Annotated in this window: 18 protein-coding genes; 11 read left to right on the top strand and 7 right to left on the bottom strand. The window is 72.1% G+C overall.

Annotated elements, in window-relative coordinates:
* Window positions 1–121: 121 nt before the first annotated feature.
* From ACFRCG_RS43560 to ACFRCG_RS43550, 3 genes are all read right to left on the bottom strand, one after another.
* Window positions 122–952: an SDR family oxidoreductase gene (locus tag ACFRCG_RS43560; RefSeq protein WP_380042183.1), complete on the bottom strand. Its 831-nt coding sequence runs from the start codon at window positions 950–952 to the stop codon at window positions 122–124.
* A gap of 690 nt (window positions 953–1,642) precedes the next feature.
* Window positions 1,643–2,071 (bottom strand): DUF4240 domain-containing protein, encoded by a 429-nt coding sequence (locus ACFRCG_RS43555; RefSeq protein ID WP_380042181.1) that lies wholly within the window; start codon window positions 2,069–2,071, stop codon window positions 1,643–1,645.
* Between the two features lie 1,055 nt (window positions 2,072–3,126).
* Window positions 3,127–3,792 (bottom strand): TetR/AcrR family transcriptional regulator, encoded by a 666-nt coding sequence (locus ACFRCG_RS43550; RefSeq protein WP_380042179.1) that lies wholly within the window; start codon window positions 3,790–3,792, stop codon window positions 3,127–3,129.
* Window positions 3,793–4,093: 301 nt separating this feature from the next.
* On the opposite strand from ACFRCG_RS43550, the gene ACFRCG_RS43545 reads away from it, so the two are divergent.
* From ACFRCG_RS43545 to ACFRCG_RS43530, 4 genes are all read left to right on the top strand, one after another.
* Complete coding sequence (locus ACFRCG_RS43545; RefSeq protein WP_380042177.1) at window positions 4,094–5,173, top strand: D-2-hydroxyacid dehydrogenase; 1,080 nt, start codon at window positions 4,094–4,096, stop codon at window positions 5,171–5,173.
* 90 nt (window positions 5,174–5,263) lie between these two features.
* On the top strand, window positions 5,264–5,620 hold the full coding sequence (locus tag ACFRCG_RS43540) for a hypothetical protein (protein ID WP_380042175.1): 357 nt from the start codon (window positions 5,264–5,266) through the stop codon (window positions 5,618–5,620).
* A 1,037-nt stretch (window positions 5,621–6,657) separates the two neighbouring features.
* The gene (locus ACFRCG_RS43535) at window positions 6,658–8,184 is read left to right on the top strand and encodes a hypothetical protein (RefSeq protein ID WP_380042173.1); all 1,527 of its coding nucleotides are present in this window, start codon (window positions 6,658–6,660) and stop codon (window positions 8,182–8,184) included.
* Window positions 8,185–8,734: 550 nt separating this feature from the next.
* Complete coding sequence (locus ACFRCG_RS43530; protein ID WP_380042171.1) at window positions 8,735–10,867, top strand: phosphocholine-specific phospholipase C; 2,133 nt, start codon at window positions 8,735–8,737, stop codon at window positions 10,865–10,867.
* Window positions 10,868–11,211: 344 nt separating this feature from the next.
* Here ACFRCG_RS43530 and snpA read toward each other — a convergent pair whose 3' ends face one another.
* Together snpA and ACFRCG_RS43520 are read right to left on the bottom strand one after the other, a co-directional pair.
* Window positions 11,212–11,976, bottom strand: a complete 765-nt coding sequence (gene snpA, locus ACFRCG_RS43525) for a snapalysin (RefSeq protein WP_380042169.1) — start codon at window positions 11,974–11,976, stop codon at window positions 11,212–11,214.
* Between the two features lie 202 nt (window positions 11,977–12,178).
* Window positions 12,179–13,006, bottom strand: a complete 828-nt coding sequence (locus ACFRCG_RS43520; protein ID WP_380042167.1) for an SDR family NAD(P)-dependent oxidoreductase — start codon at window positions 13,004–13,006, stop codon at window positions 12,179–12,181.
* 293 nt (window positions 13,007–13,299) lie between these two features.
* On the opposite strand from ACFRCG_RS43520, the gene ACFRCG_RS43515 reads away from it, so the two are divergent.
* The 3 genes from ACFRCG_RS43515 (at window position 13,300) to ACFRCG_RS43505 (ending at window position 15,754) form a co-directional block, all read left to right on the top strand.
* Window positions 13,300–14,193, top strand: coding sequence for a LysR family transcriptional regulator (locus ACFRCG_RS43515; RefSeq protein WP_380042165.1), 894 nt, complete (start codon window positions 13,300–13,302; stop codon window positions 14,191–14,193).
* Window positions 14,194–14,319: 126 nt separating this feature from the next.
* The gene (locus ACFRCG_RS43510) at window positions 14,320–15,018 is read left to right on the top strand and encodes a helix-turn-helix transcriptional regulator (RefSeq protein ID WP_380042163.1); all 699 of its coding nucleotides are present in this window, start codon (window positions 14,320–14,322) and stop codon (window positions 15,016–15,018) included.
* Window positions 15,019–15,262: 244 nt separating this feature from the next.
* Complete coding sequence (locus ACFRCG_RS43505) at window positions 15,263–15,754, top strand: DUF3291 domain-containing protein (RefSeq protein WP_380042161.1); 492 nt, start codon at window positions 15,263–15,265, stop codon at window positions 15,752–15,754.
* Between the two features lie 729 nt (window positions 15,755–16,483).
* Here ACFRCG_RS43505 and ACFRCG_RS43500 read toward each other — a convergent pair.
* Window positions 16,484–16,951, bottom strand: a complete 468-nt coding sequence (locus tag ACFRCG_RS43500) for a nuclear transport factor 2 family protein (protein ID WP_380042159.1) — start codon at window positions 16,949–16,951, stop codon at window positions 16,484–16,486.
* The gene (locus tag ACFRCG_RS43495) at window positions 16,948–17,289 is read right to left on the bottom strand and encodes a hypothetical protein (protein ID WP_380042157.1); all 342 of its coding nucleotides are present in this window, start codon (window positions 17,287–17,289) and stop codon (window positions 16,948–16,950) included. The genes ACFRCG_RS43500 and ACFRCG_RS43495 overlap by 4 nt, the downstream gene beginning before the upstream one ends.
* Here ACFRCG_RS43495 and ACFRCG_RS43490 point away from each other — a divergent pair.
* The 4 genes from ACFRCG_RS43490 (at window position 17,288) to ACFRCG_RS43475 (ending at window position 20,048) form a co-directional block, all read left to right on the top strand.
* A complete protein-coding gene (locus ACFRCG_RS43490) occupies window positions 17,288–17,830 on the top strand; it encodes a DUF3995 domain-containing protein (RefSeq protein ID WP_380042155.1) in 543 nt (180 codons plus the stop codon). The genes ACFRCG_RS43495 and ACFRCG_RS43490 overlap by 2 nt on opposite strands.
* Before the next feature lie 8 nt (window positions 17,831–17,838).
* Window positions 17,839–18,372, top strand: coding sequence for an RNA polymerase sigma factor (locus ACFRCG_RS43485; RefSeq protein ID WP_380042153.1), 534 nt, complete (start codon window positions 17,839–17,841; stop codon window positions 18,370–18,372).
* A complete protein-coding gene (locus ACFRCG_RS43480; protein ID WP_380042151.1) occupies window positions 18,369–18,890 on the top strand; it encodes a hypothetical protein in 522 nt (173 codons plus the stop codon). Before ACFRCG_RS43485 ends, ACFRCG_RS43480 begins: the two co-directional genes overlap by 4 nt.
* 540 nt (window positions 18,891–19,430) lie before the next feature.
* Window positions 19,431–20,048, top strand: a complete 618-nt coding sequence (locus tag ACFRCG_RS43475; protein WP_380042149.1) for a RidA family protein — start codon at window positions 19,431–19,433, stop codon at window positions 20,046–20,048.
* Window positions 20,049–20,134 lie beyond the last annotated feature (86 nt).

Here is a 20,134-nt window from a genome sequence, read left to right as displayed (position 1 = left end):
GTGAAGCCCGGACGTCTCTGCGCACAGGTGTGGGTGCGATGAGGCCCGAAGGTGGGATGGCGGGAGGGGGTTGGTTGGTTGGCTTGTTTTGTTGGGGTTTGTGTGAGGGTTTGTGGGGTGGTTACGGGTGGGTTGTGAGGAACTGGTAGGCGCCTCGTAGGGGGGTTTGGAGGGCTGCTTGGGTGGTTTGGCTGTTGAGGCGGACGTCGAGGGGGCCCGGGAGGGTAATGGCGGCTCGGCGGCCTGTGGGGAGGCGGGTGGGGTCAAGGTTGTCGCGTTTGGCGATCAGGGTGCCGAGTTCGTGGCGGCTTATCGCGTCGGGGCCGGCCAGGTGGTGGATGCCGGAGCGGTTGCCGTGTGCGAGTTCCAGGAGGGCGGCAGCCAGGTCGGCGACGTGGATCGAGCAGCGGATGTCGTCGGTGAACAGGACGCCGGTTCGGGTGCCGGCTGCGAGGTCGTGCACCGCGCGTACGTGTGCCGACCGCTGGTCTCCGATGATCAGCGAGGTACGGGCGATGATGGCCTTCGGGTTCACGAGACGGATACCCGTCTCCGCTGCGGCTTTCGCCGCGCCGTAGGGGGTCAGCGGGTCGGGGAGACAGGACTCGTCGTAGTGCACGCGGGCGCCGGAGAACACCGCGTCGCTGGATACGTGGACCAGGCGGCTGCGGTATTTCGCCGCGGCCATCGCCAAGCGGATCGGGCCCTCGGCCGTGATCGGCCAATCGGGTCCGCCGCTCGTTGCGTTGATGACGACGCGCGGTTGTACCTGCGCCATGAGGGCTTCGATGCGGGCGGGGTCTCGCAGGTCGAGGGCGTGCCAAGGTACTTCTCGGGTGTTGCCGGGCCGGGTGGAGAAGGTTGCAGCCGTCGCATGTTCCGAGGATGCCGTCGCCTGACGAACCAATTCGGTACCCAGGAACCCGCTGCCGCCGATGATCAGGACTGTCATGACGCGACACGGTAGACGTGCGTGCGGGGAAAGAGCGACCGCTCGGCGTGGTGGGGGAACTCGTCCGCTGGGAGGGGGAAGGCGGTGGCGATTTTCTGAAGTCCGGGCGATCTTGGGGGAGTTGGGCTGTTCGTTCGTGGTGACGAGGCCTTTGGGGTGGTGGTGGTAGTGGTAGTGGTAGTGAGGCTTTGGACGTGCGGGGGGGTAGTTGGGCAGCGCCCGGGGTTTCCGGCGCTTGGTGGAGTCCTTGGCGGGTGTGTTTGTCTGCTCGGCGTCGTGTGGGGCCGTGGAGTTGCTTGTGGGTGTGTGGATGGGTGTGTAGGCGGGCGGGTGAGCTGACGGTGGTGTCGTGGGCTGCGGTGGGTGCCCCCGTCGTGATTCGGACGGGGTTTGGGTCAGGTGCCGGGTTGCGATGGCAGTTGGTGCTTCGCGGGTTTGCGGTGGCGATGGACGCGATGCGGGCGCCTTTGTGTGTGAGGGTTGTTTGCGGTGTGCGGGGCGGCGGGCGTGGCCGCGTGATTTGAGGTCTTGCGTACGGGTTGCGCCGCGTGTGCGTGTCGACGCTGTATGGGCCGCTCGCGAAGCTGTGGCTTCGTTGACTTCTGATGACGGCGTCTGTGGGTGACTTTGGGCTTCGGGCGTACACGATCAGCGGCGCTCAGGTTCGTCGCCACCCGCAGGAAACGCCGTTCAATCGGCCCAGCCCTCGGTGTTCGAACAGGACTCGTAGGAGTAGCGAGTTTCGCGGTCCCATTCCTCCCCGGTTATGCGTTCGTATGCCTGGTCCGATGCGTAGAGCAGGGGCTCGGCCCAGATGAGGTCGGTGGCATAGGGAATGAAGGCCGCCGGGTCCTGGAGGACGCTGTCGAATGCGGTGCGGCCGGCGGCGACGACTGCGGCACGGGTGTAGAGGAAGGCGTCACCGGACAGGTCGTCTCCGTATTCCTTGCGGTCCAGTCGGTAGAGCGCCCATGACAGTTGTTCGGCAAAGCCGATGACCAGCGGCAACGGAGACTGGGCAAGCCGCTCGGTCAGCGTGGCGGTAAGGATCTCGGCGTCCGGGTCGGGTCCTGCGGGCCTGCAGTCCTCGATGAGCTGCCAGAAGGCGTCTTCGTTCATGCAGGTGAGCATGCCGTAGGGGACTGACTTGGCTCCCGGGTCGCCGGTTTGGTGGCGGCCTGTGGATCGGGTTGGATGGGTGGTCTTCGCGGTGCCGGCGGGTGTGTGGTGTGTCCGGTCGTTGTTCTCGTACGGTCGGCGGGGCTTCGCAGCATGACGCTTCCACCGGCCGGGGTTGTGATGGGCGGGTCGGGCGAGAGATGGACCGGGACGACGGCGGTGGCGGGGGCGATCGTCGGGCAGGGTGACCACGACCGTGAACGGGAGGCGGTCGTGTCCGGGTCGCGATCGGGAACGGCGGTACGGACGGTCGTGGTCCCGCCGGGCGGCGCGGCATCGGGGTCGAGTCCGACCACTTCCGGTCGCGGTTCGAGGGCCTGTGCACCGCCTGGGACGCTTCACCCGCCCGTGGGCCGGACGGCGGGCCGGCCGGCGCCGCGCTCGCGGCGAGGAGGACTACGGCGGCAGCGGCGAAGCGGCGAAGACACCCGAGGGCGGGGTTCACCTCCTGGTGCACCTTGCGGTGGGTCCCGCCGTATGTGCGTTCCAGCGTTGCGCCGGGCGGCGATCGGGGCGGCTGTTTCCGGCGGCCGCTCCAGTGGTGAGGGCTCGATGTGTGTGAGGTCCGCGCGGTTGGCAAGGTGGTTCGCGACGTGCTCGGCCGCTCGCGCGGGGCGAGGGCCGCTGGGCGCGTGTGGTGGTGGCTGCCGTGGGTCCCGGCCGCGCTCGTCGCCGCCGCCTGCCTGGTTGGGGCGTTGGCGCTCGGCGCGGAACGCCGCGAGTGGTGGGCGTGGTTGCTTGCTCTGCTCGATGCCGAGGCGCGTACACGGCCGCGCGGGCGTCCCGCGGGCAAGGCGGTCCCGGGCATGCTCGTGCGGCATCCGGTCGAGGGTGGGCGGGTGTACGAGGACCTGTGGGGCGCCGGGCCGTCGGCGGGCGTTTGGTCGTTGCGTGATCGGCCTGCGGGCCGGGTCGCGCTGCTGTCGCGGCTTCCGGATCACGATCCGGGGCGCGCCGCCGAAAGTTCGACGGAGCGGGCCCCTTCGTCCGAACGGTCACTCCGACTCTGTCCCCAGTCCCAGCCCCGCCAGCGCGAACCGCACCGTGTGCGCCGTGTGTTGCGGTGTGACCGGGGTGCCCGCGCGCAGGTGGTCGTGCAGGGTTGCCAGCGTCAGCCGGTACACCGCGAGCGCGTCGGCCTCCACGTCGCCGGTCGCCGTCGCCCCCTCGCCCCTCGTCAGCGCCTCGCGCAGGGGCCGGATCATCGCCTCCACCGATTCCCGCTGCTCGACCGGGAACAGCTCGGCCAACCGGTCCTGATGGGCCATGAACGGACGGGTACGCGCCGCCGCCACCGGATCGCCGGCCTGCGCCAACACGCCCTCGATCCAGGCCACCACCTTGCCCGCGACGTCGTCGGCCGCAGACATCCGGTGGTCCAGGTACGCGGCCATCCGCCGCCGCCCGTCGTCGAGCAGCGCGACGAGCAGTTCGTCCTTGGACCGGAAGTGCCGATAGAACGCCTGGTTCGACAACCCCGACTCGCGCAGGATGTCGCGCATCGTGGGATCGAGGCTGCCGGTGCGCTCGACCACCCGATAGGTCGCGTCGACCAGCCGACGCACCTCCTGCGCGTACACCGCCCACCGCGCCTCAAGCGGACGGCGGACCGCGTTGCCCACCAACCCGCCTGAATCCACCGCCGGTTCGATCCCGTCCATCGGCGGCACCCACCTTCGATCCCCGAGGTCCCGGAGAGCCCGGAGAGCCCGGAGAGCCCGGAGATCTTCGAAACCCTCGACGCTCTTGTCTGTCGGAACGCCGCATCCTACTATCCGGAACAACGTTCTCATGCCTGCGCCACCGCACTGCGGATAGGACGCGCACACGCCGAACCGGCACTGCGAGCCCGGTCGGTGTACACGTGACCGGCCCCCGAACCCACGCCCACGCCCGCACCGCCGTCGCCGCCACGCCCGCCTGCCTCGCGAACACGCACGCCGCCCCGGGAGGAACCACCGCATGGCCGACCTGAACCCCCCGGCACCCATCGTGGTCGGCATCATGTACCCCCCGGCCTGGGACATCCGCCCCGCACACGCACTCGCCGCCGACCTGGACGACGTGCGTGCGCTCGATCCGCGCATCGAGATCGTGGACTGCCGCTATCTCGAACCCGAGGAGCTGCGCACCGCCCGCGGCCGACCGGGCGCCGCGAGCCGGCCCGAACTACGGTCGCTCGCGCCCGAGTTGACCGCCGAGCAACGCGACCTCCTGGCCCGCGTCGAAATCGCCCTGGTCGCCGATCTGCCGTTCGACGTGGCGGCGCTGGCGCCGAACCTGCGCTGGGTACAGAGCTGCGCGGCGGGCAACGGCCAACTGCTCTCGGCGGGCCTGCCCACCGAACGCGTCCGGCTGACCAGCGCCGCCGGGGTCAACGGTGCGCCGATCGCGGAGTTCGTACTCGCCCGGCTGCTCGCCTTCGTCAAACGCCACCGCGACCTGGACGCGGCGCAGCGGGCCCGGCGCTGGCGGCCGGCGTTCGGCGGGCTCCTCCAAGGCCGCACCCTCGGCCTGATCGGCGTGGGCGGCATCGGCACCCAGATCGCGCGCCGGGCACAGGCGTTCGGGATGCGGGTGCACGCGACGCGGCGTCGGGTGGAGTTGCCGGCCGAGCATGTGGACCGGCTCTACCACCCGGACGACCTGCACGAGATGTTGGCGGGTTGCGACGCGGTGGTGTCGGCGGCGCCGGAGACGGCGGACACGGTGGGCACGATGAACGCCGCCGCGTTCGCCGCGATGCGCGAGGGCGCGTTCTACTGCAACGTCGGGCGGGGTTCGTTCGTGGTCGAGCCGGACCTGATCGCGGCGTTGCGTGGCGGCCGGCTCGGCGGCGCGGCGCTGGACGTGGTCGCCCACGAGCCGCTGCCGGCCGACGATCCGTTGTGGACGGCGCCGAACCTGTACCTGTCCGCGCACTGCTCCAGCGCGGCCCTCGAACACTTCACCGAGGTGTTCCGCCTGTTCCGGGACAACCTCGGCCGCTACCTGGCGGGCGAGGAACTGCGCAACACGATCGACCCGGACGCGGGCTGCTGAACACGCGACACGCGGCACGCGGCACGCGGCACGCGGCGACACCGGAACCTCACCCACGCGGGAAATCCCATCGACCCGAGGACGGATCAAATGAGCGAGGAAACCGTGCCCGACACGGACGAGTCGGCCACCGGACGCACACTCGGCGGCATCGGCACCCGGGTCCTGTTCGAGGACGACCGGGTCCGGATCTGGGAGCTGGAACTGTCCCCCGGCGCCCGCAGCGATGTACACCGCCACGAACTCGACTACTACCTGGTCCAGATCGCGGGCGATCGCATCGCGGTCGAGCCCGAGCCGGACAGCGCGGGCGAGTATCGCGAGTACTTCGCCGCCGACGTGGTCCCCGGCGTGGTCGTGCCGATGCGGCGCGGCGGGATGGAGACCGCGGTCAACGTCGGCGAGCAGCGTTATCACGAGATCATCGTCGAGCTGAAGGACCGGTAGCTCGTCCGTGATGGGATCGGCGCGGCGCGGGCGGTGCCCGATCGAGCGGCGGCGGTGTTCGGCGCCGGCGTGCCGGAGGCGGGCAACGTGGCCGCGCTCGACGGCGCCGACACCGTTCCGCGAGGCCGGGGCGACCAAAGACGACCGCCCGCCCCCGCACCTCTCCCCCTCCTGAACCCCGCCCCCCCGAACCACCCCCGTCGGCCCCTACCTTCGTGCACACGAGTGCGTGGGGGCGAGCGTGGGGCGCTCGGCCGCTCGTTGGGCAACGCCCTGCTCCCGCTCGCGGTCGACGTGATCGGCAACGCGCCGACGCTCGTCGCGCGAGGCCGAACTGTTCGGCTACCCGCGCCCCGTCTCGACGGCGCACATCGTTGCTTCGAGCCGGCCGGCCCGACCGTCGCCGGCCTTCTTCCGCGCGCTGCGGAAGCCGCGGGTGGCCCACGCACCGCCCCGTGGCAAGTCGACGACGATCCCCTGCCCGAAGAAGGGGCCTTTACGAGTGCGCCGACCACCTCGCCGAGACCGGTCCGTTCCTCCCGAAGTCGACCGCCCTGAGGGGCATGGCCGTCACCATCCACGTGACGTTCACACAACACGGAACGAGGGCGGCGGGCCCCATTACCGCATCAGCTGGTTCCCCGAGGACCTGTCGTGACCCCGGACCACCCGCTCGCGACCGGTCCGGCGAGACGACGGCACCGAGCGAGATGGCGGCACCGAGCGAGATCCCGGGGCTGACCGAGCCGTCCATGGCCATCCGGGACACGGTTCCCGGCCTGTGGCCGTCGCGTGCCTCCGGACCCCGGCCCACCTCTGGCCGATCTGCGACGAGTCGCCGCGCGCCGGCGGTGGCGTCGGCGGGGCAACGGGCGGCTGTGGCAAGGAAATCGGGTGTCGCGGCTGCTCGGGGTGGCAATCGGGGTGGGGGCGGTCGCGGAGTTCTCGGATTGTTTGCGGGGTGTTCGGTTAGTCCTTTCGGGTGTTGGGCTCGAATGGGGCTTCGGGCCCGGGCTCGGTGCGGTAGACAAGGGGGCATGCCTCTGAAGACGCGTGCCGCCAGGGTCGGCTCGATGGATGTGAATCGTATGGCCCCGGTGGAGTTGCGGGTGTTCGCCCTGTTCGCCGCGGCAGCCGCGGCCGGGCAGACCGTCACCATCCGCGAGGTGGCCGGACTGGCCGGGCCCAACGGGCGCACGATCGGCTCGCGCAGTGCGATGAGCATCGCCGGCGATCTGGTCGACAGCGGTCTGCTCGCCCTGTCCCCGCCGCTGGCCTCGGTCGGGCTCGACGGACCGATCGAGGTGTCCGTGGCCGGCCGGAGCACGACCGAGGGCGCCGCCAAACCGGTGCTGCCGCGCCCGATGTCGCCGACCATGCCGGAGCTGCGCGAGCCGGTCGGGCCCGGGGCCGTGCCGGAACAGGCCCGCGGCGCGCGGCCCGTGCCGGAGCCTCGGCTGTCGAAGGAGGCCCGCCGGCCGCGTGAGCAGAAGGGCGCCAGGGACGGCGAGCAGACCGGGCTGCGGCGCTTCGGCGTGCTGACCGTGCCGCCGGGGCTGCCGGACGCGCTGCTGGCCGAACTGACCTCGATCGTCGAGGGTTTCCGGGCGCATCAGGCCTCCGGGGTGGCCGATCTGACGGTGGTCGCCGAGTTGACCAAGCGCAAGGCCGCCGCGCTCGCGGTGTGGGCCGAGGTGCCGTATCCGCTGGGCACGGGGCTGGTCCGGGCCGAAGCGGAGCGAGCCCGCCGGGCGCACGAGACGACGTTGCAGCAGTTGGCCCAGCAGCGGGGCATCCCGTGGGAGAGCGCCCGCCCCGACGCGGAGCCCGGTGGGCACTGGGCGGTGAGCGGACTGGGCGAGCCGGTGCGCGGCGCGCTGACGTACATCGGCCGCACCGCCCCCGGCACCGCGCCCGTGGCCCGACTGCTCGCGCTGGTCTGCCTGTTGCGCGGGGTGGGTACCGGCGTCGCCAACCTGACCGGCCCCGACCTGCGCGGCGTGTGCGGCAAGGAGGCGGAGTCGGCGGTCGGCGAGTTGACCGCGTCCGGCTGGCTCAGCGTCGACGTCGAGGACCTGCTGGCCACCGAGGAGGACCCGGTCGGCTGCGGCGTCCCCGGCGCGGAGGGCTTCACCCTGGGCAAGCTGCCCCGGACCCGGTCGTCGGGCTGGGTGGCCCGGCTGATCGCGCACAAGAAGCTCCGCAAACAACCGGCGCGGGTACGGCTGGCCGCCCTCGGCATCACCTCGCACTGCGACGCGCACGGTGCGGCCCGGGCCGACCTCGACTTCCTCGCCGGCCTCACCGCGAGTACGCCGGAGGAGGCGGTGGCGGCGGCCGAGATCCTGGTGGCCGAGGGCTGGCTGACCGAGGCCCACGTCGAGGAGGGCACGCTGCACGCCCAACTCGGCCCGGATCAGCTGATCTTCGTCGAGGCCCTGCGCACGAACACCCCGGTACAGACCCTCCAGGCCGCGGCCAAGGCGGCAGCCGCCGCAGCGGCGGAGGCGGCGGAGTCCGCGCCGCAGGAACAGCCCACGCCCCCGGCCGACCCGACGACCTGAGCACGCCGACCCGCATCACACACGCGACCACGACCCGTTCCGGGCCCGGGTCCGGGTAGGCCCGCGCAAGCCCGACCCGGCTCGACCGGAAGCACCCGGGCCCGGACGACGGCGAGCCCGCCGACCACCTCGCCCGACACGGCCCGCGCCGGCGTCCGCACCACCACGCCCCGGGCCATCACATCCCCAACCGGCGCCTCGGCGGCCACGCCACGGGCGCCGCCGCGCCATCGGCCGACGCGCCCGGGCGTCCCCGCCCGCCCACGTCCGGCGGCGCCCCTCCCCGGCGCGCCGAGCGGGCGGGTGTACGCCGCATGCGCTGCGAAAACACCGCTGCACCGGCCCTGCGGACGTAACGGTCGGTCGCCATGAAGCAGGTCACCGGCTTTCAGGCCGGCGGATGTTCGCCTGCCCGTCACCCGCGATCCGCTCCCCGGTAGGGCGCGGAGCGATGAACTGCGTACGTCCGCCCCTCCTGCCGGGCCCGCACCGCCGACCCCCGTCGACAGGCGCGAGCGTCCGGCTCTCCGCGTCCTCGAAAGGGCATTTCGTGTCGGCCTCCCCCCAGCCTCCCTCCGGCGTATCCCGCCGCCGCCTGTTCCAGCTCGGCGCGGGCGGCGCGGGTCTCGCCGTCGCCGGCTCCCTCCTGCCGCCGTCCGTCCAGCAGGCCCTCGCCTCCCCGCCCCCGCGCGGCGGGTTGAAGGCGATCAAGCACGTGGTCGTGCTGGTCCAGGAGAACCGCTCCTTCGACCACTACTACGGCACGCTGCGCGGCGTGCGGGGCTTCGGCGACCGCAACGCGATCCGCCTGCGCGACGGCGGCAGCGTGTTCGAGCAGCCCGGCGGCACCGCCGGCCACGTCCTGCCCTTCCCGGTGCGCAAGGCCGCCCAGGACGCGTCGAAGGACCTCCAGTACATCGGCGCGCTCGACCACAGCTGGGACGGCGGCCACAAGGCCTGGAACGACGGCTGGAACGACGGCTGGATCGGCGCCAAGTCGCCCGCCACGATGGCCTTCTACGACCGCACCGACCTGCCGTTCCACTACGAGCTGGCGGACACCTTCACGATCTGCGACGCGTACCACTGCGCGCTGCCCTCGTCGACCTCGCCCAACCGCAACTACCTGGTCAGCGGCTACACCGGCTACGAGCCGGGCAGCACCACCCGGCGGGCGATCGACAACGCCGCGTACTCCGAGGACACCCACGCGGGCTACTCCTGGACCACCTACGCCGAGGAGCTGCAGCGCGCGGGCCGATCCTGGAAGGTCTACCAGGAGTGGGACAACTACCAGGACAACAACCTGGAGTTCTACGTCTCGTTCAAGCAGGTCGCCCGCAAGGCGCTCGCCGCGGCCGGCGGCTTCAAGAGCCTGGACTCGTTCTACGGCAAGCTCGCCGGCGTACCCGCCGCCGAGCAGGACGCCATGCTGGCCAAGCTGGAACAGGGCGTCGCCACGCTGTCGCCCGCCGAGCGGGTCCTGTACGACCGCGGCCTGCGTCGCGGCCGGCCGCACTCCCTCGCCGACGCGCTGCGCGCCGACATCGCGGCCGGGACCCTGCCCGAGGTGTCCTACCTGGTGCCCTCCGCGGCGGACTCCGAGCACCCGAGCGCCTCGTCCCCCGCCGCCAGCGCCACGATCACCTACCAGGTGCTCGACGCGATCGCGTCCAACCGGGAGATCTGGGACTCGACCGTCGTGCTGCTCACGTTCGACGAGAACGACGGCTTCTTCGACCACGTGCCGGCGCCCTGCCCGCCCGCGGAGGTCACCGACGAGTACTACAACGGGCTGCCGATCGGCTTCGGCGCCCGCGTGCCGATGATGATCGTGTCGCCGTGGACGGTCGGCGGCTACGTCTCGTCGGAGATCTTCGACCACACCTCGGTGACCCGGTTCCTGGAGACCTGGACCGGCGTACGCGCCCCCGACATCAGCGCCTGGCGACGGACCGTGTCCGGCGACCTGACCGGCGCGTTCGACTTCGACCGGGCCCGCCGCTCGCAGGTGCCGCCGCGCCCGGCGCCGGCCCCCGCGTTCACCTCGCGCTGGCGGCCCGAGCCGCCGGCGAACCAGAAGCTGCCCGAGCCGGAGCGCGGTCGCCGCCCGGCCAGGCCGCTGCCGTACCAGCCCGACGCCTCCGCGCGGCTGGACGCCTCCAAGCGCACGCTGACGCTCGACCTCGCCAACGGCGGGCAGTCCAGCGTGCACCTGCAACTGTTCCCGTACTCCGGGGATCTGGCCAAGCCGAAGCACTACGACGTGCGCGGCCGGCGCTCGGACACGATCGCGCTCAAGGGCGAGCGCTACGACCTGACGCTGATCGGTCCGAACGGCTTCCGCCGCGAGTTCGCCGGGGCGACCGCGCCGACCGCGCCCGGAGCGGGCGCCGAGGTCACCTCGCGGGTGCGGTCCACCGGGCGCGTGCTCGACCTCGAACTGGTCAATCACGGCAAGCAGTCGGTGACCTTCAAGCTCACCCCCAACGCCTACGGGCAGGGCTGCTCCGACCGCGAGCGTACGATCACCCTCAAGCCCGGCCGCGACCGTACGGTGCACTGGTCGACGGGCTCGGCCGACGGCTGGTACGACGTCACGGTGACCATCGAGGGCGCCGACGGCTTCGTCCGACGTCTGGCCGGTCACATCGAGAACGGTCGGGAGAGCGTCAGCGGCTGACCCGCGACCGACTCGACTCGTGACGTGGGTCGCCCGGAGGCCGGCGCGGCGTCTCCGGGCGGCCCACCGGCCACGCAGGGCACGCGGCCGCGCCCGCACGACCCCGTACGTCCCGGCGCACTTCCCCGCGCCGGGACGTGCGAGGGGGTGCGGGCGCGGGGCCGCACACGAGCCGACCTCGGTCGCCACGACCCATCGGTGGGTCGTCGAGGCCGAGGTCGGGAGCGAAGCTCGGGGTCGGAGCCGGGGTTACGGGGTTACGGGGTTACGGGTACGGGGTTACGGGGTTACGGGGTTACGGGCTGGATTGGCGTCGGCTATCGGTCAGCCGATCCCGCGAACGGTCAGTGGACCCTCTTGAACACGGAGGAGTTCGCCGCCAGGCCGTTCTCCCACAGGTATTCGACGTCGCTGCGCTCCTGCGCGTCCGGCTGCGTGTTCGTGCAGGACGGGCCGGGCCCGCCACCGGACATCAGTTCGCTGCACGGACCGGAGTAGTTGTCCGGCAGACCGAGCACGTGGCCGGTCTCGTGCGCGGCGACGCGGACCGAGTAGTACTCCTGGTTCTGCTGGTAGTCGAGGAAGATGTACCCGTGCCCGTGGCCGTCGGTGTCGGCGTAGGAGCCCTGCGGGTCGCTGCCCTCGTAGTAGGCGAAGTCGGCACCACCGCCCCCGCCCTCGCTCAACTGCACGTTATTGACCGCGTTGTTCCAGATCTGCGCGCTCTGCGCTATCTCGGACGCGAACGAGGGCGCCTGGCTCGCGTCGTAGGTGATGGTGACGCTCAGCAGGCCCGGGTTGGCGGCCTGCTTGGCCCTGACCGACCTCATTACGGCGTCGAAGAACGCCTTGTTGCCGGCCTGATCGGCGGCCGAGCCCGCGTAGGCCGACGCGGTGTGGTGGCTCGGCACCGGGTGGTGGGACACGGACGGGGAGGCGGAGGCGGAGACGGACGTCGGCACCGCGGTCAGTACGGCGGCCAGGCCGAGACCGAGCGCGGCGGAGAACACCGTCCTGCGGCGGCCGGCACGGCGCCGGCGCTCCGGACGGCTCGGGGCGCTCGGGTGGCTCGGGTCGCGCGGGAGACTCGATCGATTCGGTCGATTCATCTGGGGGGACTCCATTCATGCCGGGAATCGGCGGTCGCCGGTGGGACGCCGGGGACTCGCCGGGGGAATTCCGGTCAGGGCGAGTGTGTCCCCGGTGACGACGAACGCGGATGATGCCAGTGGGTGATAGCTCCGTCGGATCCGGTGGCGCCCGCCACCCCGACAGCCGGTCCCCGACACCCGGCCCCGGTACGCCGCGCGCTCAGGCCCGGAAGGGCAACGCCGTGCGCTCGCGGACCAGTTCGGCGTGCGGCGTACGGGTGCCGGCCGGAAGCGTGGCCAGCCACACCACGTCGGCGGCGGCCCGTTCGAGCGCCTTCTCCCGTGTGCCCGCGTCACCCGGCGCGGCCGGATCCGGGCCCACACACGCGACGTTGACCACGATGTCGCGCCGCGCCGGGTCCCGGGCCAGATCGCGGGCCAGCACCTTCACCGCGGCCACCGTGCCGATCGCGGACGGGACGCCGATCCACGCCGGCCACCCCTCCGCCGCCGACCGCCCGTCCTGGACCGCCCGTACGTAGTCGTCCATCACCCGCGACAGGTCGGCCAGGCTCACCAGGTCCACGTCGAAGCGCGCGCGCAGCCGATGGGGCAGGTGCCGCAGGCCGCCGAGATCGCCGACCACGCACACGAACCGGGCCCCGTCGCGCAGTCGCGGCGCGAACGCCTCGATCAGCCGGCGGGTGCCGTGGTTGTTGGCGTCGACGTACGCCCCGACCTGGTCCTGATTGCGGGTGGCGAGGTCGATCCGGGCGCCGGCGCCGCCGATCAGGATGTCCACGCCGCCGTGCCGCGCGGCGACGGTGTCGGCCAACGCCTGGGCGCCGGCCGGATCGCACAGGTCGAGCGCGGCCAGGCGCGGCGCGAACCCCTCGCGGCGCAGGCGGTCGACGGCGGCCTGTCCGCGTTCGGGGTCGCGCGCGGTGAGGTAGACGACGTCGTCGGCGGCGAGTCGGCGGCACAACCCGCGTAGCACGGCCAGGCCGAGTCGCCCGGTCCCCCCGGTGACGATGGCGGTTTTGGACATGGCACTCCCCGATTCCCTCGAGCCCTCGTACATGGCGCGGGTCGCCGCCGGCCGAGTCGGGTGGAGTCGACCGGGCGGACCGGCGTGTGTCTACGATCGTGCCGAGGCGAGGGTCGGAACAACGGCGATGCCGGCAATGAGCGTTAACCTCCGGGTTAACGATGCGGGGCATTGCGGCGGATCGGTCGGCTCGACTCGACTCGGCTCGGCTCGAACGACGGGGCACAACGGCACGGCCGCGAGCGCGGCACGGCGATACGGCACGACGATATGGCAACGAACGGCGGGGGCATATGGAGCTGCGGGACATCGAGATCTTCCTCGTGCTGGCCGAGGAGTTGCACTTCGGCCGCACCGCGGATCGTTTGCTGATCTCCTCGGCGCGGGTCAGCCAGGCGATCAAACAGCAGGAACGCCGGATCGGCGCCCCGCTGTTCGAGCGGACCAGCAGACGTGTGGCACTGACCCCGATCGGGGACCAACTGCGCGAAGACCTGGCGGCGGGCTATCAGCGCATCCAGGACGGGATCGAACGCGCCGCCGCCTCGGCACGCGGCCTGACCGGGACGCTGCGCCTGGGCACGATGGATGCCACGCTGGCCGAGATCCCGGAGATCCTGGAGGCGTTCCGGACCCGGCACCCCGACTGCGAGGTGCGGATCCGCGAGGCGCACCTCGGGAATCCGTTCGGGCTGTTGCGGGCCGGCGAGGTCGACCTGCAACTGGTGTGGCTGCCGGTGGAGGAGCCCGACTTGACGGTGGGGCCGATCGTGCTGACCGAGCCGCTGGTGCTCGCGGTGTCCGCCCGGCACGAGTTCGCGGGGCGCGAGTCGGTATCGCTCGAAGACCTGGCGGTGGGGCCGGTGTTCGGCTTCGACGACGCGGTACCGGCGTACTGGGCCGAGGCGATCAACCCGGCGCAGACGCCCAGCGGCAAGCCGATCCCGCGCGGCCCGGTCAGCTCGACGGCGCACGAGACGCTGACCACGATCGCGGCGGGCCTGGCCATCTCGCCGGTGCCGCTGCACGCGGTCAAGTACTTCCCTCGCGGCGACATCGCGTACATCCCCATCCACGACTCCCCCGTGTTGTCCTGGGCCCTGATCCACCGCACCGCCGCCCTCTCCCCCCTCGCCCGGGCCTTCACCCGGGCGGCCGAGGACATGTTGGCGGCGGCCGAATCCTGATCTCGCGCCGATGGGCTCGGCAGGGGCGGGCCTTCGGGCGGACCCTCGGCGGGCCTTCGTGGCCGGCGGTGGTGCCGGGCGGGCGCGGGGGCGTCGGGTTCGGGCGCGTTCGCCTACACTCCGGTTGTGTCCGACCTCCCCTCTCCCCCGCCCGGTGACGACGCGCTCGACGCGGTCGGGGTGCTCGTCGATCCGGTGCGCCGGGCGTTGTACCGCCACGTCGTCGCGGCCGAGGGTCCCGTCGGCCGGGCGGCCGCGGCGGACGCGGTCGGCATCCAGCGCACGCTCGCGGCCTTCCACCTCGACAAGCTGGTCGAGGCGAACCTGCTCACCGCGGAGTACGCCCGGCCCGCCGGCAAGGGCGGTCCCGGCGCGGGGCGGCCGGCGAAGCTGTACCGCCGCAACCCGGTCGAGACGAGCGTAACGCTGCCCCCGCGCGCCTACGACACGGCCGGCCAGATCCTGGCGGACGCGATCGAGCGGGCCGGCGCCGACCGGGCGGTACACGCGGCCGCGTACGACGCCGGGCGGGTGGCCGGCCGGGCCCTCGGGGGCGGGCCGCCCGCAACGGGGGAGGCCGACGAGCACACCCGGGTGCTGGCGGCGCTGACGGCGCGCGGCTACGAGCCGGTCCCGGAGGCGTCCCGCATCCTGCTGCGGAACTGCCCGTTCCACCAACTGGCCGAGGACTTCCCGCCGCTGGTGTGCGGAATGAACCTGGCCCTGCTCGAAGGTCTGCTCGACGGCGTCGACGCACCCGGCCATCGGGCCCGCCTGGACTCGGTACCGGGCCGCTGCTGCGTGGTGGTCGAACGCGCCCCGTAGGGGCGGCCTTCGCCGAAGCGACAGCGGCGGCGACGACGGAGTGAGCCGGGCGGCCCGCTTGCACCACGCCGGGAAGTCCGTTGCCCGACCGGTGCGGTGCCACCCATGCCCGAACCCTCGCATCGCTCCCGCGCACCACCGGCACGCACCTCGACCCGCGTCGCGGGACGTACTTCCTTGCCGCCCTCGATCTCTAAAAACAATTCTCGTTGACATATTCTCCGGGACCTGGTGAGGTGATGCCATGCCGACGACACACCACATCGCCCAGTTCAACGTCGCGCGAATGCTCGCTCCCCTGGACACGCCCACCATGGTCGACTTCGTCGCCGGTCTCGACCCGGTCAACGAACTCGCCGACGGCGCGCCCGGCTTCGTCTGGCGCCTGACGGGCGAGGACGAGGGAGTGCCCTCGTCCACCGACATCCGCCCCTACGACCCCGACTCCATCGTGACCATGTCGGTGTGGGAGACCCCGGAACTGCTCTGGGAGTTCGTCTACCGCAGCGGTCACCTGGAATACCTGCGCCGGCGCCAGGACTGGTTCCACCACCTCGCCGAGATCACCCAGGTGGTGTGGTGGCTCCCGGCGGGGACCATCCCGACCGTCGCCGAGGGCAAAGCGCGCCTGGACCATCTGCGCGAACACGGCCCCACCCCGTACGCCTTCACCTTCCGCAACCGCTTCCCCGCACCGGCGACGGACACCGAAGAGCGGGCGGCGGAGGTCGCCTGACCACACCCGCGGACAGCACGGGGTTGCGGCGGCCCTCGCCGCCGCCGCAACCCCGTGGCGAGCGTGCCACTCGAAGCTCGCGCCGGCACCAGGGCCGCCGGCCGCCGCGGTTCCGGGACGATTCGTCCCCCACGAACGCCGAGGTGGCCAGGGACGCAGGATCGCGCATCAGACCTGACAGAGCCCGTTCCGACGATGCCGCGCAGGCGGAATGTCCACCGATTCCGCCGCCGTGACGTCGAAGCCGCCGGCAGCCGAGCCATGGACCATCGCCCGCACCCGAACGACCCCCACTCGCAGTCGCATCCGTTCCCGCCCCTCGGCCAGGGCGGCCGCCGCGCCGACTTCCCCATCGCACGCGAGATGGCGCCCCCAGGCGTACACATCGACCCGCCGGACGATCCGCCGCGGACGCGGGCGACGTCCCTCGCGAGCCGCCTCCGCCAGGACTCGGGCGCTGTAGCGCAGATCGAAGCACCGGACGGATCGCCACGGTGCTCCGGAAGAAGCCGATCCGCCCGCCTCTTCGAGGCGACGCGGGATCGGGTGATGTGCGGTACGGGACATGGGAACTCCGTCGTTGCACCGCCGGGTCCTCCACCTGGCGTAGCCAACGGTACCCGTGTGCGCCGGTGCCCCGATCCCGCCCCGGGCCGCGCTGCCGTCCACCGCCGGTCGTCCCCATACACGTCAAGCTGCCGGGCCCTCTCGCGCCGGGGCGCGGGAAATCTACGGGATCAGGGCCGCGTCGACCGCCTTGGTGTCCCAGTAGAACGGCCGGATCTCGGTGATCAGGCCATCCCGGATGGTGATCATCTGCATCACCCACGTGTCGAGGACACGGCCGGTGGCTCGGGCGGTGAGCAGGCCGTGGTTGAGGATGGCGGCCCGCTCGCCGTCGATGGCGAAACGTTGTTCGAGGAATTCCATGTCCCGCCAGGCCTCGCCCATCGCGGCCATGAAGTCCTCGATGCCCTCCGGGCCGTAGCGGGGACCGCCGTAGGGGAGTCCGGGCGACTGGTACATGACGACGTCCGGATCGAGGCAGGCGGCGAGGTCGGCGAAGCTCGCCTTGCCCCGGCCGCCGGCGGCGACGTACGCGGCCTCCGCGGCGAAGAACCGCCGAAGGACGGCGAGTGTGTCGGTGTCGGCGTCGGCGATGGGCCGGGGTGCGGGGTGTGTGTTCTCGGAGGTCACGGGTCCATCGTGAAGTCCGGCGCGGGGCGGTGCCGGCGGCAATCGGTCGTCGCGTTGCCGCACCTCCCCGGGACGTCCATCGCCCGCACCCCCCGCACCCGCCCGCACCGCTCGCCCATCCGCACGCCCGACAACCCGCGCCGCAGGTGCGCGTAGAGCGCGTACACCCCGTCGCCCGGATCGAGGATCGCGTGATTCCCGACCGGCCCCCGGGCCGCGAACACGTCCCGAAACGCCCCCCGGATGTGTCCGCCATCACATGGAACCTTTCCCGGCTGGGCGTCCTCTTCCTGGCGATCGGCCGACAACTCGTCGGCCCGGGAAGGGGATCGCGCCATGCACAACGCCGCCGAAGCCGCAGGCAGCACGAGAACCACCACCAACATGGCCGCGACCCCGGATGCGGCCACCGCCGGGCGCCGGCGCAAAGGCACCGCCGTCGCCGCGCTGCTGGCCGGCGACGCGCTCGTCCACGCCTTCTGGGCGACCGGCGCGACCTGGCCGGCCGGCAGCACCGAGGCCCTGTCGCAGGGACTGCTCAACGCCGACGTCCCGTTCACCCCACGCGTCCTGCTCCCGCTGTGCACACTGCTCACCACCGCCGCCGTCGGCATATACGCACACAGCCGGGGCCGCGGCGGCAGACTCGCCGCGCTCGTCAGCGCGGCCGTGGCCACCGGGCTCACCGTGCGGGCCGGAGCGGGCGTGGTCTGGGCCCTCGGCGTCGGAGCCGATCCGGGCAGCACGTTCTACCGGCTCAACCTCGCCGTCTACACCCCGGTGTGCGTGGGCTTCGGATACGCCGCCGCGCGCGTCGCGCTGGACGGCGTCGTCCGGCGGCCGAGTCGGCTGCTCCGAACGCGGGCCGCCGGGAGATGATCACCACCGTGCCCAAGCGTGGAACCGAGGACCGAGCCGCCGAGCGCCGTGCGCGCGGCGTCGCCCTTGCCCGCGCCGCCCGCCGCGGCGACACCCTCGCGATGAGCGATCTGCTCGACCACCTGATCCCCTACGTCACCACCATCTGTGGCCCGATCGCCCTGGACGCCCGGCAGGACGCGGTCCAGGAAACCCTCGTCGTGGTCTTCCGCGCCCTGCGCACCCTCGACGAACCCGAGGCGCTGTACGGCTGGGTCCGGGCAATCGCGGTGCGCGAGGCGGTGCGGATCGCGCGGCGGGCGATCCGCGACGTCCCCACGGACCGGGCCGACCCGCCCGCACCCGGCGACCCGCAACTCGCCGCCGACATCGACGACGTACTGGCCCGGCTATCCCCCGAACACCGCGCCGTACTGGTCCTGCGCGACATCGAGGGCCTGGACGAACAGACCGCCGCCGACCTGCTCGGCGTCCCCGAAGGCACCGTCAAGTCCCGGCTGCACCGCGCCCGGGCGGGATTCCGAAGGATGTGGACGGCATGAGCAAGCCACACGAACCCGACAAGATTGAACCCCCCGACACCAACGCCGACACCGACGCCACCACCGACATCGACGCCGAGCCGATCGACGCGGTGGGCCGACTCCGGGTGCTGATCGCCGGGATCCCCGGAGCGCGCATCGTCGAAGGGATCGTCGATGCGCCGTTCCCCGACGTCTGGGCGGTGATGGGGGACCTGGAACACGGCTTCGGTCGATTCCAGCCGGACATGCGCCACGTTCGGGTACTACGACGCGACGGCGATCGTATAGAGGCGCACGCACGCAGCCGATACGGGATGCGGGCCCGCTTCGAGGGCGTGCTGCGCCCGGGGTGGTGCTGGCTGCAGAGCAGGTTCGTGATCATCGGCATGGCGGCCGTCCCGGAGCATGGAAGAACGCGGGTGGCCCTCACCGGCGGCGTACGCGTCCCCGGCCGCGCCGCCATCGTGCCGGTGGGCGCGACCCGCGAACTGCGCCGTGGCCTGGCCCGGTTGAGCCAGGCGGTACAGGAAGGCTGACCGACCCGGTGAAACCGGGCTGCGGGCGGGGCGGTTGCGGTGGGGTGGGGCATCGAGAGCTTGCATTCTGGATAGGTGGCATCCAGAATAAAAACCGCAGCCCACCCCACCACCTCAACCACACCACCGGCTTCGGAGGGGGACCCTCGCCCCGTCACTCACATCGACCCTCAACGGCCCCACGAAACGCCGCCCGCCCCGCCACCACCCCCTGGTCGATGGTGCGTGCCTGGCTCGCCGTGGCGCGGTCGCGACAACCGGGGCGTACGTGCCGCGCCGGTCTGGCACTCACGTTCCTGCTGATCACCGGCCACTTCGTCGCGTCCACCTTCGTCCGGCCCATCCTGCGTGACGTATCCGGTGTCGATCACGGCCTGATCGCCCTCCCGCCCGTCGGCTATGGACTGGCGGCTGTGGGCGGCAACTTCGCGGCGGGCAACCGAACCTCCCACAACGCCCGCCGCATCCTGCTCACCATCGCGATCGGCCTGACCCGCCGCACCCAAGGCGGCCGAGGCCGCGACGTCGCGGTTCGTCGCCGTGTTCAACCTGTCCATCGCCCTCGGCGCGCTACTCGGCGCACTCGCCGTCGACGGCTTCACCACCACGGCGACCCTGTGGCTCGCCACCGGCCTCACCCCTTTTCACCGCACTGACCGCAGGCACGCTTTGCCGGCCAACCGGGAACCGACCACCACGCACACCGACAACCGCGCTCGAAGCCATCACCGCGCCAAGGAGCCCTCGACCATGAGCAACACCTCGTTCACCATCACCAACCCGTCCGACCTGCACAACCCGGTGTCCTATGGCTACAGCCACGTGGTCGACGTCCCGGCCCCCGGCCTGGTCTTCGTTGCCGGCCAGTACGCCTCCGGCCCCACCGGCGCGGTCGACTCATCGGACTTCGCGGCGCAGGTCGAACTGTCCTTCGCCAACCTGGGCGCCGCCCTGGCCGCGGCCGGCCTGGGCTTCCGCGACGTGGTCCGACTCGGCACGTACATCGTCGACCACGACCACACCAAGCTCGAAGCCCTGCTCGCGGTGATCACCCGCATCTGGGGCGACAAGCCGCCGGCCCAAACCCTCCTCGGGGTGGCCGCCCTCGCCCTCCCCGACATGCTTTTCGAGGTGGACGCGGTAGCGGTCCGCCCGTAACCCCGACGAACCGATCCGAGTCCAATTGGACTCACTCACCACACGCTCCGTGGCCCGACATCCTGCGATGTCGGGCCACCGAGCGT

The organism is Embleya sp. NPDC056575 (assembly GCF_042793325.1).
Taxonomy (GTDB): Bacteria; Actinomycetota; Actinomycetes; order Streptomycetales; family Streptomycetaceae; genus Embleya.
Note: the sequence above shows the minus strand (reverse complement) of the source record. Positions and strands in the feature narration are given on the sequence as shown.

Bases quoted from the DNA above. Each gene is read 5' to 3' on its own strand.
- ACFRCG_RS43560 (WP_380042183.1), bottom strand. From the start codon at position 952: ATGACAGTCCTGATCATCGGCGGCAGCGGGTTCCTGGGTACCGAATTG.
- ACFRCG_RS43555 (WP_380042181.1), bottom strand. From the start codon at position 2,071: ATGAACGAAGACGCCTTCTGGCAGCTCATCGAGGACTGCAGGCCCGCA.
- ACFRCG_RS43550 (WP_380042179.1), bottom strand. From the start codon at position 3,792: ATGGACGGGATCGAACCGGCGGTGGATTCAGGCGGGTTGGTGGGCAAC.
- ACFRCG_RS43545 (WP_380042177.1), top strand. From the start codon at position 4,094: ATGGCCGACCTGAACCCCCCGGCACCCATCGTGGTCGGCATCATGTAC.
- ACFRCG_RS43540 (WP_380042175.1), top strand. From the start codon at position 5,264: ATGAGCGAGGAAACCGTGCCCGACACGGACGAGTCGGCCACCGGACGC.
- ACFRCG_RS43535 (WP_380042173.1), top strand. From the start codon at position 6,658: ATGCCTCTGAAGACGCGTGCCGCCAGGGTCGGCTCGATGGATGTGAAT.
- snpA (WP_380042169.1), bottom strand. From the start codon at position 11,976: ATGAATCGACCGAATCGATCGAGTCTCCCGCGCGACCCGAGCCACCCG.
- ACFRCG_RS43520 (WP_380042167.1), bottom strand. From the start codon at position 13,006: ATGTCCAAAACCGCCATCGTCACCGGGGGGACCGGGCGACTCGGCCTG.
- ACFRCG_RS43515 (WP_380042165.1), top strand. From the start codon at position 13,300: ATGGAGCTGCGGGACATCGAGATCTTCCTCGTGCTGGCCGAGGAGTTG.
- ACFRCG_RS43505 (WP_380042161.1), top strand. From the start codon at position 15,263: ATGCCGACGACACACCACATCGCCCAGTTCAACGTCGCGCGAATGCTC.
- ACFRCG_RS43490 (WP_380042155.1), top strand. From the start codon at position 17,288: ATGCACAACGCCGCCGAAGCCGCAGGCAGCACGAGAACCACCACCAAC.
- ACFRCG_RS43495 (WP_380042157.1), bottom strand. From the start codon at position 17,289: ATGGCGCGATCCCCTTCCCGGGCCGACGAGTTGTCGGCCGATCGCCAG.
- ACFRCG_RS43480 (WP_380042151.1), top strand. From the start codon at position 18,369: ATGAGCAAGCCACACGAACCCGACAAGATTGAACCCCCCGACACCAAC.